Origin of the sequence: Pseudomonas sp. B1-22 (assembly GCF_050474425.1) — a bacterium.
GTDB lineage: Bacteria > Pseudomonadota > Gammaproteobacteria > Pseudomonadales > Pseudomonadaceae > Pseudomonas.
In genome coordinates this window covers 780,154-793,015 of the sequence record NZ_JBCHVH010000002.1, presented here as the reverse complement: position 1 = coordinate 793,015, position 12,862 = coordinate 780,154, and the positions used below count along the sequence as shown (strand labels likewise).

General features: G+C 63.7%; 14 protein-coding genes. 13 read left to right on the top strand and 1 reads right to left on the bottom strand.

All coding sequences use genetic code 11. From position 1 onward, the window contains the following. Nucleotides 1-9: 9 nt before the first annotated feature. From tgt to ACQ5BL_RS10510, 5 genes are all read left to right on the top strand, one after another. Nucleotides 10-1,128 carry a tRNA guanosine(34) transglycosylase Tgt gene (gene tgt, locus ACQ5BL_RS10530; protein WP_430293137.1) on the top strand — a complete coding sequence of 373 codons (1,119 nt, stop codon included), beginning with the start codon at nucleotides 10-12 and terminating at the stop codon, nucleotides 1,126-1,128. Between the two features lie 36 nt (nucleotides 1,129-1,164). Then, a complete protein-coding gene (gene yajC, locus ACQ5BL_RS10525) occupies nucleotides 1,165-1,506 on the top strand; it encodes a preprotein translocase subunit YajC (RefSeq protein ID WP_152225372.1) in 342 nt (113 codons plus the stop codon). 64 nt (nucleotides 1,507-1,570) lie between these two features. Further along, nucleotides 1,571-3,433 carry a protein translocase subunit SecD gene (gene secD, locus ACQ5BL_RS10520; RefSeq protein ID WP_207887498.1) on the top strand — a complete coding sequence of 621 codons (1,863 nt, stop codon included), beginning with the start codon at nucleotides 1,571-1,573 and terminating at the stop codon, nucleotides 3,431-3,433. Between the two features lie 10 nt (nucleotides 3,434-3,443). Next, on the top strand, nucleotides 3,444-4,361 hold the full coding sequence (gene secF, locus ACQ5BL_RS10515; protein ID WP_243806215.1) for a protein translocase subunit SecF: 918 nt from the start codon (nucleotides 3,444-3,446) through the stop codon (nucleotides 4,359-4,361). Between the two features lie 159 nt (nucleotides 4,362-4,520). Beyond that, nucleotides 4,521-5,057 carry a glycine zipper 2TM domain-containing protein gene (locus ACQ5BL_RS10510; RefSeq protein ID WP_207887496.1) on the top strand — a complete coding sequence of 179 codons (537 nt, stop codon included), beginning with the start codon at nucleotides 4,521-4,523 and terminating at the stop codon, nucleotides 5,055-5,057. Nucleotides 5,058-5,266: 209 nt separating this feature from the next. Here ACQ5BL_RS10510 and suhB read toward each other — a convergent pair whose 3' ends face one another. Continuing rightward, nucleotides 5,267-6,082 carry a type III secretion system regulator SuhB gene (gene suhB, locus ACQ5BL_RS10505; RefSeq protein ID WP_207887495.1) on the bottom strand — a complete coding sequence of 272 codons (816 nt, stop codon included), beginning with the start codon at nucleotides 6,080-6,082 and terminating at the stop codon, nucleotides 5,267-5,269. 148 nt (nucleotides 6,083-6,230) lie between these two features. Here suhB and trmJ point away from each other — a divergent pair, with 148 nt between their 5' ends. The 8 genes from trmJ (at nucleotide 6,231) to hscA (ending at nucleotide 12,860) form a co-directional block, all read left to right on the top strand. After that, entirely contained in the window at nucleotides 6,231-7,010 is a 780-nt protein-coding gene (gene trmJ, locus ACQ5BL_RS10500) for a tRNA (cytosine(32)/uridine(32)-2'-O)-methyltransferase TrmJ (RefSeq protein WP_243806213.1), read from the top strand. Then, nucleotides 7,003-7,782 carry a serine O-acetyltransferase gene (gene cysE / locus ACQ5BL_RS10495; RefSeq protein WP_207887493.1) on the top strand — a complete coding sequence of 260 codons (780 nt, stop codon included), beginning with the start codon at nucleotides 7,003-7,005 and terminating at the stop codon, nucleotides 7,780-7,782. The genes trmJ and cysE overlap by 8 nt, the downstream gene beginning before the upstream one ends. A gap of 140 nt (nucleotides 7,783-7,922) precedes the next feature. After that, nucleotides 7,923-8,417 (top strand): Fe-S cluster assembly transcriptional regulator IscR, encoded by a 495-nt coding sequence (gene iscR / locus ACQ5BL_RS10490; protein ID WP_152225360.1) that lies wholly within the window; start codon nucleotides 7,923-7,925, stop codon nucleotides 8,415-8,417. Between the two features lie 28 nt (nucleotides 8,418-8,445). Beyond that, nucleotides 8,446-9,660: an IscS subfamily cysteine desulfurase gene (locus tag ACQ5BL_RS10485; RefSeq protein WP_243806211.1), complete on the top strand. Its 1,215-nt coding sequence runs from the start codon at nucleotides 8,446-8,448 to the stop codon at nucleotides 9,658-9,660. A 27-nt stretch (nucleotides 9,661-9,687) separates the two neighbouring features. Continuing rightward, a complete protein-coding gene (iscU, locus tag ACQ5BL_RS10480) occupies nucleotides 9,688-10,074 on the top strand; it encodes a Fe-S cluster assembly scaffold IscU (protein ID WP_015478505.1) in 387 nt (128 codons plus the stop codon). 27 nt (nucleotides 10,075-10,101) lie between these two features. Next, nucleotides 10,102-10,425: an iron-sulfur cluster assembly protein IscA gene (gene iscA, locus ACQ5BL_RS10475; RefSeq protein WP_207887490.1), complete on the top strand. Its 324-nt coding sequence runs from the start codon at nucleotides 10,102-10,104 to the stop codon at nucleotides 10,423-10,425. 8 nt (nucleotides 10,426-10,433) lie between these two features. Then, on the top strand, nucleotides 10,434-10,955 hold the full coding sequence (gene hscB / locus ACQ5BL_RS10470) for a co-chaperone HscB (protein ID WP_207887489.1): 522 nt from the start codon (nucleotides 10,434-10,436) through the stop codon (nucleotides 10,953-10,955). Nucleotides 10,956-11,000: 45 nt separating this feature from the next. After that, complete coding sequence (gene hscA, locus ACQ5BL_RS10465) at nucleotides 11,001-12,860, top strand: Fe-S protein assembly chaperone HscA (protein ID WP_243806209.1); 1,860 nt, start codon at nucleotides 11,001-11,003, stop codon at nucleotides 12,858-12,860. Nucleotides 12,861-12,862 lie beyond the last annotated feature (2 nt).

Sequence of the window (12,862 nt, the reverse complement as noted above, 5' to 3'; positions counted from 1 at the left end):
ATGAGTTTCATGAAATTCGAACTGCTGGCCTCCGAGGGCAAGGCCCGTCGCGGCCGTCTGACTTTCCCTCGTGGCGTCGTGGAAACCCCGGCGTTCATGCCGGTGGGCACCTACGGCACCGTGAAGGGCATGCTCCCCCACGATATCGAAGGCATCGGCGCGCAGATCATTCTCGGCAACACCTTCCATCTGTGGCTGCGCCCGGGCACCGAGGTGATCCAGAAGCACGGCGACCTGCATGACTTCATGCAGTGGAAGGGGCCGATCCTCACCGACTCGGGCGGCTTCCAGGTGTTCAGCCTGGGCGCGCTACGCAAGATCAAGGAGGAGGGCGTCTACTTCGCCTCGCCGGTGGACGGCGCCAAGGTCTTCATGGGCCCGGAAGAATCCATGGCCGTGCAGCGCGCGCTGGGCTCGGACATCGTGATGATCTTCGACGAGTGCACCCCGTACCCGGCGGAGTTCGACGTTGCCAAGCGTTCCATGGAGCTGTCGCTGCGCTGGGCCAAGCGGTCGAAGATCGCCCACGGCGACAGCCCGTCGGCGCTGTTCGGCATCGTCCAGGGCGGCATGCACGAAGAGCTGCGCATGCGCTCGTTGGAAGGCCTGCAGGAAATCGGCTTCGACGGCCTGGCCATCGGCGGTCTGTCGGTGGGCGAGCCCAAGGAAGAGATGATCCGCGTACTGGACTTCCTGCCGCCGCACATGCCGGCTGACAAACCTCGTTACCTGATGGGTGTGGGCAAACCCGAGGACCTCGTGGAAGGTGTGCGCCGGGGCATCGACATGTTCGACTGCGTCATGCCCACCCGCAACGCGCGCAATGGCCACCTTTTCGTTGACACCGGGGTGATCAAGATCCGCAACGCGGTGCACAAGCACGACGAATCGCCGCTGGACCCGACCTGCGATTGCTACACCTGCAAGCACTTCTCCCGCGCCTATCTCTACCACCTGGACAAGTGCGGCGAAATGCTCGGCAGCATGCTCAATACCATCCATAACTTGCGGCATTATCAGCGGCTTATGGCTGGTTTGCGCGAGGCAATCCAACAGGGTACATTGGCGAACTTTGTCGACGCCTTCTACGCCAAGCGCGGCCTTCCCACGCCGCCGCTGGCGGACTGACCTTTCATCGAAAAAGCTTTGTGACAGGAGTTTCCAATGAGCTTTCTAATTCCCGCTGCCTTCGCTGACGCTGCAGCCCCCGCCGCTGCTGCCGGCCCGGCTGGCACCGGCTTCGAGTGGGTGTTCCTGGTCGGTTTCCTGGTCATCTTCTACCTGATGATCTGGCGTCCCCAGGCCAAGCGTTCCAAGGAGCACAAGAACCTGATCGCCGGCCTGCAGAAGGGCGACGAAGTCGTCACTTCCGCTGGCATCGCCGGCAAGGTGACCAAGGTCGCTGACGATTTCGTCGTGGTCGAAGTCTCCGACAGCGTCGAGCTGAAGTTCCAGAAGGGCGCGATTGCCGCGACCCTGCCGAAAGGCACGCTGAAGGCCATCTGAGCCAACCAACAGAAACCCAATCGACGGGGCGCATGATGCGCCCCGCGTCATAACGGGCGGTGTCATGCTCAACAAGTATCCCCTGTGGAAGTATCTGCTGATCCTGGCGGTCCTGGCCGTCGGTTTCATCTATTCCGCACCCAACCTCTACCCGGATGACCCGGCCGTGCAGATCAGCGGCGCGAGCACCGCGCTGCAGGTGTCGCAGGCCGATCTGGACAAGGCCAGCAAGGCGCTGACCGACGCGGGCATCGCCGTCAAGGCGGGCTCCCTCGGCAAGAACAGCGGCCTGATCCGCCTGGTCAAGCAGGAAGATCAACTTCCGGCCAAGGACATCGTCCGCCGCGCGCTGGGTGACGACTACGTGGTGGCTCTGAACCTGGCGCAGACCACGCCGAACTGGCTGCGCTCGATCGCCGCCCACCCGATGAAGCTGGGTCTCGACCTGTCCGGTGGTGTGCACTTCCTGCTGGAAGTGGACATGGACAAGGCCGTCGATGCCCGCATGAAGGTCTACGAAAGCGAGATCAAGAGCGCCCTGCGCAAGGAGCGCGTGCGCTACCGCAGCCTGCCGGCGCAGGATGGCGGCATCCAGCTGGGCTTCACCGAAGAAGCCGACCTGGACAAGGCCAAGTCCATCATCGCCAAGGACTACCGCGATTTCGAAGTCACCCAGAGCGAGCGCACCGGCATGCAGGTGCTGCGCCTGGGCATGACCCCGGCCAAGCTGGCGGAAATCCGTGAGTACTCGATCAAGCAGAACCTCACCACCGTCCGCAACCGCGTGAACGAGCTGGGCGTCTCCGAACCGCTGGTGCAGCGCCAGGGCGCCAACCGCATCGTGGTCGAGCTGCCGGGCGTGCAGGATACTGCCGAAGCCAAGCGTATCCTCGGCAAGACCGCGAACCTGGAGTTCCGTCTGGCCGCCGAGCCGGATGCGATCAAGTCCGCCACCGAGACCTTCGAGTTCCGTGAGCCGCGCCGTCCGCCGGCGACCCTGGAGCGTGGCGTGATCATCACCGGTGACCAGGTCACCGACGCCAGCGCCAGCTTCGACGAAAACGGCCGCCCGCAGGTGAACATCCGTCTGGATGGCCACGGCGGCGAGCTGATGAACCGCGCAACCCGCAATAACGTTGGCCGCAGCATGGCGGTGGTGTTCATCGAGCAGAAGCCGATCACCCGCTACACCAAGCAGGTGGTTGACGGCGTCGAGCAGGATGTTGCTGTCCCGGCGTTCAAGGAAGAGAAGAAGATCATCAGCCTGGCGACCATCCAGTCGCCGCTGGGCAACCAGTTCCGCATCACCGGCCTGGACGCTCCGGGCGAGTCCTCGGAACTGGCCCTGCTGCTGCGTGCCGGTGGCCTGGCTGCGCCGATGTACTTCGCCGAAGAACGTACCATCGGCCCGAGCCTGGGTGCGGACAACATCGCCAAGGGTATCGATGCGTCCCTCTGGGGCATGGTCTTCGTGTCCCTGTTCATCATCGTCATTTACCGCTTCTTCGGCGTGATCGCCACCGTCGCTCTGGCCTTCAACATGGTCATGCTGGTGGCGCTGATGTCGATCCTCGGCGCGACCCTGACCCTGCCGGGCATCGCGGGTATCGTACTGACCATGGGTATGGCGGTGGACGCCAACGTGCTGATCTTCTCGCGGATACGCGAGGAACTGGCGGCGGGCATGTCCGTGCAGCGGGCGATCCATGAAGGCTTCAATCGCGCCTTCACCGCGATCCTCGACGCCAACCTGACCTCGCTGCTGGTCGGCGGCATCCTCTACGCCATGGGCACCGGCCCGGTGAAGGGCTTCGCCGTGACCATGTCCCTCGGCATTATTACCTCGATGTTCACGGCCATCCTGGTCACCCGCGCGATGGTCAACCTGATCTTCGGCGGCCGCGACTTCAAGAAGCTGTGGATCTAAGGGGCCTGAGATGAACATCAAGATCGGTACTATCAACTTCATGGGCGTTCGCAACATTGCGTTCGCCGGCACCCTGATCCTGACCCTGATCGCCCTCGGCAGCTGGTTCGTCAAGGGCATCAACTTCGGCCTCGACTTCACCGGCGGTACGTCGATCAAGCTGGCCTACGAGCAGTCTGCCGACCTTGCCAAGGTGCGTGAGCAACTGGTCGCGGCCGGTTTCGGCGAAGCCGTGGTGCAGAGCTTCGGCGATACCCGCGATGTGCTGGTACGTATGCCCAGCGAGGACCCGGAACTGGGCAAGAAGGTCGCCGCTGCGCTGCAGAAGGCCGATGCTTCCAACCCGGCGAAAGTGAATGGCGTCGAGTACGTCGGCCCGCAGGTGGGTGAAGAGCTGCGCGACCAGGGCGGCCTCGGCATGCTCCTGGCGCTGGGCGGCATCCTTTTGTACGTGGGCTTCCGCTTCCAGTGGAAGTTCGCCCTGGGTGCGATTCTCTCGCTGATCCACGACGCCATCATCGTGATGGGCGTGCTGTCGTTCTTCCAGATCACCTTCGACCTGACCGTGCTGGCCGCGGTGCTGGCGGTGGTGGGCTACTCGCTGAACGACACCATCGTGATCTTCGACCGCGTGCGCGAGAACTTCCGCGTGCTGCGCAAGGCCAGTCTGATCGAGAACATCAACATCTCGACCAGCCAGACCCTGCTGCGGACCATCGCCACCTCGGTGTCGACCCTGCTGGCCATCGCCGCCCTGCTGTTCTTCGGCGGCGACAACCTGTTCGGCTTCTCCATCGCCCTGTTCGTCGGTGTGATGGCGGGTACCTACTCGTCGATCTACATCGCCAACGTGGTACTGATCTGGCTGAATCTGTCCAGCGAGGACCTGATCCCGCCGCCGAGTAAGGAAGCCGACGAACGCCCGTAATAGAGCGTTTCCAGGCATCCAGAGAAAACTCCCGCTACGGCGGGAGTTTTCGTTTGTCGGCTAGGTTCCGCGCATCTTCCGGAACTTTCTTACAATTGGACTGCTCCAAGGCAAGGTAAAGGGCAGAGCCCGAACGAGACGAAAGACCAGGAGGTTTATGTGAACAAGTCGTTGCTCATCGGTACCGTGCTGGGCGCTATAGGCGTGACTGCCGGTGGCGCCGTGGCCACCTACAAGCTGGTGGATCATGGCCCTCAATATGCCGAAGTGCTCGCTGTCCAGCCGGTCAAGGAAACCATCAAGACGCCTCGCCAGGTCTGCAAGGACGTCGCTGTCACTCACCAGCGTCCTGTGAAGGACACCCACCAGATTGCCGGTACGGCGATCGGCGCCATCGCCGGCGGCCTGCTGGGCAACCAGATCGGCAGCGGTAATGGTCGCAAGATCGCCACCGTGGCGGGCGCCATCGGCGGTGGTTATGCCGGTAACAAGGTGCAGGAGGGCATGCAGGAGCGTGACACCTACACCACCACTGAAACCCGCTGCAATACCGTCAACGACACCAGCGACAAGGTCGTCGGCTATGACGTGAAGTACCTGCTGGACGGCAAGCCCGGCCAGGTCCGCATGGATCGCGATCCGGGTTCGCAGATTCCGGTCGACAAGAGCGGTCGCCTGATCCTGGGTCAGCAGTAAGCAGTCGCCAGGAGTGAACGAAAAAGGCGCCCATGGGGCGCCTTTTTCTTTGCCTTGCTTTTCGTAGGGGCGAGCTTGCTCGCGAATCGCCCTGAGCCGTAGCGTCAAAATGAAAAAGCTTCGCGAGCAAGCTCGCTCCTGCAAGGAAACCGTTCTCGCAGGCACAAAAAAGCCCGGCATTGCCGGGCTTTTTCATTCGCAGCTCAAACTCAGCGCTTGAGCGACGCCGGCAGGTGCGGCTGGATGCTGGTCAGCAGCGCCTTGAAGCACTTGGTGTTGCCGGCGACGATCTGGCCCTTCTCGAGGAACTCGTGGCCACCGGTGAAATCGCTCACCAGGCCGCCCGCTTCCTGGATCAGCAGGGCGCCGGCTGCCATGTCCCACTCGGACAGGCCGAACTCCCAGAAGGCGTCGTAACGGCCGGCGGCGACGTAGGCCAGGTCCAGGCTGGCGGCACCGGCGCGGCGGATGCCGGCGGTCTGGCCGACCAGGCTGCGGAACATCCCCAGGTAGGCGTCCAGGTTGTCCATCTGGCTATCGCGGAACGGGAAGCCGGTGCCGAGCAGGGCGCCTTCCAGGCTCTTGCGGTTGCTGACGCGCAGGCGGCGGCCGTTCAGTGCGGCGCCACGGCCACGGCTGGCGGTGAATTCTTCTTGACGGATCGGGTCGAGGACCACGGCGTGCTCAAGGCGACCGCGGTATTTGCAGGCGATGCTGATGGCGAAGTGCGGAACGCCGTGGATGAAGTTGGTGGTGCCGTCCAGCGGGTCGATGATCCACAGGTAGTCGGCGCCTTCGCCGCTGCCTTCGAGCATGCCGCCTTCTTCGCCCATGATCCCATGGTTCGGGTAGGCCTTGCGCAGGGCGGTGACGATGGAGAGCTCGGCAGCGCGGTCGACTTCGGTGACGTAGTCCTTGGCTTCTTTTTCGTTGACCGAGAGGGTGTCCAGGCGTTCGATGGAGCGGAAGATCAGTTCACCGGCGCTGCGAGCGGCGCGCAGGGCGATATTCAGCATGGGCTGCATGGAGAGGTCACCTGGGTCGTTAAAGAAAGCCGAGTATTCTAACAGAAAACCATGGCGCTCATAGAGCGACCTGTCGCCTGCGTGGCGCAAGACCCACTGCTGCGGTAGGATTCCCTCCCTTTTTCGCTTTTGTGTGGAGTCGCTGGCGTTGCTCGACAGAATTCGCGTGGTGCTGGTCAATACCAGTCACCCCGGCAATATCGGCGGTACGGCCCGTGCAATGAAGAACATGGGCCTGTCGCGCCTGGTGCTGGTCGATCCGATGGATTTCCCCAGTGGCGAGGCGCGTGCCCGTGCTTCGGGTGCCGATGACATCCTCGATGCGGCCGTGGTCGTGCCGACCCTGGAAGATGCCCTGGCCGGCTGCAGCCTGGTGCTCGGCACCAGTGCGCGCGACCGTCGCATTCCCTGGCCGCTGCTCGATCCCCGCGAGTGCGCTACCACCAGCCTGCAGCACGTGCAGCAGGGCGGCGAGGTGGCGCTGGTGTTCGGTCGCGAATACGCGGGTCTGACCAACGAGGAATTGCAGCGATGTCAATTCCATGTGCATATCCCGGCCAATCCCGAGTTCAGCTCGCTGAACCTGGCGACGGCAGTGCAGGTGCTGGTCTATGAAGTGCGCATGGCCTGGTTGGCGGCGCAAGGCCAGCCGACCAAGCAGGAGAAGGTCGAATCCACCGCCATGCTCAACAGCATTCCGGTGACCTCGGATGAGCTGGAGCGCTTCTACGCGCACCTGGAATCGACCCTGGTGGATATCCAGTTCCTCGATCCGCAGAAGCCGCGCCATTTGATGTCGCGCCTGCGTCGGCTGTATGGCCGCGCCGGTGTCAGCAAGCTGGAGATGAATATCCTGCGGGGTATTCTGACCGAAACACAGAAAGCTGCCCGTGGGGAGCTTTCCAAGCGGAGTGATGAAGATGTTTGAGCGTGTGCGCGAAGATATCCAGAGCGTATTCCATCGTGACCCGGCGGCGCGCAATGCCTTCGAGGTGCTCACCTGCTACCCGGGGCTGCACGCGGTGTGGCTGCATCGTCTGGCCCATGCCTTGTGGACGTCCGGCTGGAAGTGGCTGGCGCGCATGGTGTCCAACTTCGGGCGCTGGATGACCGGTATCGAGATCCACCCCGGCGCCAAGATCGGTCGTCGTTTCTTCATCGACCATGGCCTGGGTATCGTTATTGGCGAGACCGCCGAGATCGGTGACGACGTGACCATCTACCAGGGCGTGACCCTGGGTGGCACCAGCTGGAACAAGGGCAAGCGTCACCCCACCCTGGCCGACGGCGTGGTGGTGGGGGCGGGCGCCAAGGTGCTCGGTCCGTTCACTGTCGGTGCCGGCGCCAAGGTGGGCTCCAACGCGGTGGTGACGAAAGAGGTGCCGCCAGGGGCTACCGTCGTAGGTATTCCTGGCCGGATCATCATGAAGGACGATGCCGACCAGGCCGCCAAGCGCCAGGCCATGGCCGAGAAGCTTGGCTTCGATGCCTACGGCGTCAGTCAGGACATGCCCGACCCGGTGGCGCGCGCCATTGGTCAGTTGCTCGACCACCTGCAGGCCGTCGATGGTCGCCTGGAGGGGATGTGCAAGGCGCTGACGGCGCTGGGTAGCGACTACTGTGCGAAAGATCTTCCCGTTCTGCGTGAAGAGGACTTCGCCGGCGTGAAAGACACCGAGGACAGCAAGTCGGCGCAGTGATGCGCCGACGCTGGCTCTCTGCTAACATACCGCGCCGCCTCGCTGGCTAATTCCGACTAAAGTAATAGGGCTTATAGTTGACCTAAATAGTCGGAAAAGAGCATACTTCCCCTACACCAGCGATTCTTCCGGATTTCCCCATGCGATTGACCACCAAAGGCCGCTACGCCGTCACCGCCATGCTCGATCTGGCGTTGCACGCCCAGCGTGGCCCGGTTTCTCTCGCCGATATTTCCGAACGCCAGGGCATTTCCCTGTCCTACCTGGAACAGCTGTTCGCCAAGTTGCGCCGTGGCAACCTGGTGGTCAGCGTGCGCGGTCCGGGCGGCGGCTACCAGCTGTCCCGCGACATGACCGGCATCCATGTCGCCCAGGTGATCGATGCAGTCAACGAATCGGTGGACGCTACCCGTTGCCAGGGGCAGGGCGACTGCCACTCCGGCGACACCTGCCTGACCCACCACCTGTGGTGCGACCTCAGCCAGCAGATTCACGAGTTCCTCAGCGGCATCAGCCTGGCCGACCTGGTCGAGCGCCGCGAAGTTCAAGAGGTGGCCCAGCGCCAGGACGAGCGCCGCTGCTCGGGCAGCAAGACGCCGCGCCTCGACAAGATTGAAGCGTCCGCCATCGATTGAGCGAACGCCCGCCTGTAGGAGTTACCTGATGAAATTGCCGATTTACCTCGACTACTCCGCCACAACCCCGGTGGACCCGCGTGTCGCTCAGAAAATGGCTGACTGCCTCCTGGTAGATGGCAATTTCGGCAACCCGGCTTCGCGCTCCCACGTCTTCGGCTGGAAGGCCGAGGAAGCGGCCGAGAACGCCCGTCGCCAGGTCGCCGAACTGGTCAATGCCGACCCCCGTGAGATCGTCTGGACCTCCGGTGCCACCGAGTCCGACAACCTGGCCATCAAGGGCGTCGCGCACTTCTATGCGACCAAGGGCAAGCACATCGTCACCTCGAAGATCGAGCACAAGGCGGTCCTGGATACCTGCCGCCAGCTGGAGCGCGAAGGTTTCGAGATCACCTACCTGGAGCCGACCCCCGAGGGCATCATCACCCCGGCGATGGTCGAGTCCGCCCTGCGTGAGGACACCATCCTGGTGTCGGTCATGCACGTGAACAACGAAGTCGGCAGTGTCAACGACATCGCCGCCATCGGCGAGCTGACCCGTGCCCGCGGCATCCTGCTGCACGTCGACGCCGCCCAGTCCGCCGGCAAGATCGACATCGACCTGGAAAAGCTCAAGGTCGACCTGATGTCCTTCTCCGCCCACAAGGTCTATGGCCCCAAAGGCATGGGCGCGCTGTACGTGCGTCGCAAGCCGCGCGTGCGCCTGGAAGCCCAGATGCACGGTGGCGGCCACGAGCGCGGCATGCGTTCGGGCACCCTGGCGACCCACCAGATCGTCGGCATGGGCGAAGCCTTCCGCATCGCCAAGGAAGAAATGCACCAGGAAATGGCTCGCATCGAAGGCCTGCGCAAGCGCTTCTTCGATCAGGTCCAGGGCCTGGAAGAGCTGTACGTCAACGGCAGCGCCACTTCCTACGCACCGAACATCCTCAACGTCAGCTTCAACTACGTTGAGGGCGAGTCGCTGATGATGTCGCTCAAGGACCTGGCCGTATCGTCCGGTTCCGCCTGCACCTCGGCCTCGCTGGAGCCGTCCTACGTGCTCCGCGCCCTGGGTCGCAACGACGAACTGGCGCACAGCTCCATCCGTTTCAGCTTCGGCCGCTTCACTACTGAAGAAGAGGTCGACTATGCCGCCAATAAGGTGGTGGAAGCCGTTTCCAAGCTGCGTGAACTCTCGCCGCTGTGGGATATGTACAAAGAGGGCGTCGACCTGTCCAAGGTCGAATGGCAGGCCCACTGACCCGCCCCATAGAAGTGAGGATTAGCCATGGCTTACAGTGACAAGGTCATCGACCACTACGAAAACCCGCGCAACGTCGGCAAGCTCAATGCCGAAGACCCGGACGTCGGCACCGGCATGGTCGGCGCGCCGGCCTGCGGCGACGTGATGCGCCTGCAGATCAAGGTCAACGAGCAGGGTGTCATCGAAGACGCCAAGTTCAAGACCTACGGCTGCGGCTCGGCCATCGCCTCCAGCTCCCTCGCCACCGAGTGGATGAAGGGCAAGACCCTGGACGAAGCCGAATCCATCAAGAACACCACGATCGCCGAAGAACTGGCCCTGCCGCCGGTGAAGATCCACTGCTCGGTACTCGCCGAGGACGCCATCAAGGCGGCCGTGCGCGACTACAAGCAGAAGAAAGGTCTTCTCTGATCCGCGATCGTTGAGTAAGGAGTTCCCATGGCCATCAGCATGACCGAAGCCGCCGCCAACCACGTTCGCCGCTCCCTCGAAGGGCGCGGCAAGGGCGAGGGCATTCGTCTTGGCGTGCGTACCACCGGGTGTTCCGGGCTGGCCTACGTGCTGGAGTTCGTCGACGAACTGGCAGCCGAGGACCAGGTGTTCGAGAGCCACGGCGTGAAGGTCATTATCGACCCGAAAAGCCTGGTATACCTCGACGGCACCGAGTTGGACTTCACCAAGGAAGGCCTCAACGAGGGCTTCAAGTTCAACAACCCGAACGTGCGCGGTGAGTGTGGCTGCGGCGAAAGCTTCAACGTCTGAGGCCGGGTGTGGGTAGTCCCTGTCACTTCGCGCTGTTCGACCTGCAGCCGGACTTCCGGATCGATCTGGAAGCCCTGGGCAATCGCTACCGCGAGCTGGTGCGTAACGTTCATCCGGATCGCTTTGCCGATGCCTCCGAGCGCGAGCAGCGGCTGGCGATGGAAAAGGCCACCGAGCTCAACGACGCCTACCAGACGCTGAAGAGCGCGCCGCGCCGTGCCCTGTACCTGCTGGCCCTGCGCGGCAATGCGTTGCCGCTCGAAGCCACGGTGCAGGACCCGGAGTTCCTCCTGCAGCAGATGCGTCTGCGAGAGGAGCTGGAAGACCTGCAGGACAGCGCCGATCTCGATGGCGTGGCGTATTTCAAGCGTCAGCTGAAAGCGGCCCAGCACCAGCTGGATGCCGAGTTCGCCGACTGCTGGGATGACGCCGCCCGCCGCGACCTGGCTGAACGCCTGGTGCGGCGCATGCAGTTCCTCGACAAGCTGGCGCAGGAAGTGCGTCAACTGGAAGAGCGACTCGACGATTAATCCGCGTGGCCCGCGCCGCGCCCGATAAGCCTGATTAGAAACCGCATGGCCCTACTGCAGATCGCCGAGCCCGGACAAAGTCCCCAGCCACACCAGCGTCGACTGGCCGTGGGGATCGACCTGGGCACTACCAATTCCCTGGTCGCTGCCGTACGCAGCGGTGTTGCCGCGCCTCTGCCCGATGAGCGCGGCGAGGTCATTCTGCCGTCGGCAGTGCGTTATCTCGCCGATCATGTCGAGGTGGGGGAGAGCGTGCGCCTTGGCGCAGCCCAGGACCCGCTGAACTCCATCATCTCGGTCAAGCGCCTGATGGGTCGTGGCCTGGAGGATGTGAAGCAACTCGGTGGCCAGCTGCCGTACCGCTTCACCCAGGGCGAGTCGCACATGCCGTTCATCGAGACCGTCCAGGGCGCCAAGAGCCCGGTGGAAGTCTCGGCGGAAATCCTCCGTACCCTGCGTCAGCGCGCCGAATCCACCCTGGGTGGCGAGCTGGTCGGTGCGGTTATCACTGTGCCTGCCTATTTCGACGACGCCCAGCGCCAGGCTACCAAGGACGCGGCGCGTCTGGCTGGCCTGCACGTGCTGCGCCTGCTCAACGAGCCGACTGCTGCCGCCGTGGCCTATGGCCTGGACAAGAACGCTGAGGGCGTGGTCGCCATCTACGACCTGGGCGGCGGCACCTTCGATATTTCCATCCTGCGCCTGACCCGCGGGGTCTTCGAGGTCCTGGCCACCGGTGGCGACAGCGCCCTGGGCGGCGATGACTTCGACCATGCCATCGCCGGCTGGATCATCGAGCAGTCGGGTATCTCGGCCGATCTCGATCCGGGCGCCCAGCGCCGCCTGCTGCAGACCGCCTGCGCCGCCAAGGAAGCCCTTACCGACAGTGCCAGTGTTGCGGTGGCCTACGAAGGCTGGAGTGGCGAGCTGAGTCGCTCGCACATGGAATCGCTGATCGATCCGCTGATCCAGCGCAGCCTCAAGGCTTGCCGCCGCGCCGTGCGTGACTCCGGCGTGGAGCTGGAAGAGGTCAGCGCCGTGGTCATGGTTGGCGGCTCCACTCGCGTGCCGCGCGTGCGCGAGCTGGTGGGCGAGCTGTTCGGCCGCGAGCCGCTGACCGATATCGACCCGGACCAGGTGGTCGCCATCGGCGCCGCCATCCAGGCCGATGCCCTGGCTGGCAACAAGCGCGGCGAAGAGCTGCTGCTGCTGGACGTAATCCCTCTGTCGCTTGGCCTGGAAACCATGGGTGGGCTGATGGAGAAGGTGATCCCGCGCAACACCACCATTCCGGTGGCCCGCGCCCAGGAGTTCACCACCTACAAGGATGGCCAGACGGCCATGATGATCCACGTGCTGCAAGGCGAGCGTGAGCTGGTCAAGGACTGCCGGTCCCTGGCGCGCTTCGAGCTGCGCGGCATTCCGCCGATGGTGGCCGGTGCGGCGAAGATTCGCGTCAGCTTCCAGGTCGACGCCGACGGCCTGCTGGGCGTCTCCGCCCGCGAGTTGTCCTCGGGCGTCGAGGCGAGCATCCAGGTCAAGCCGTCCTACGGCCTGACCGATGGCGAGATCGCCCGCATGCTGCAGGATTCCTTCCAGTATGCCGGTGACGACATGGCTGCCCGCGCCCTGCGCGAACAGCAGGTCGAGGCCCAGCGTCTGCTGGAAGCCGTGCAGTCCGCGCTGGACGTTGACGGCGAGCGCCTGCTCGACGCCGAGGAACGCCTGGCCATCGACGCCAGCATGGAATCGCTGCGCGAGCTGGCCGCCGGCAGCGACACCGCCGCCATCGAACAACAGATCAAGCGCCTGTCCCAGGTGACCGACGCCTTTGCCGCGCGCCGTATGGACGCCACCGTCAAGGCTGCACTGGCCGGTCGCCGGCTCAACGAAATCGAGGAATAAGC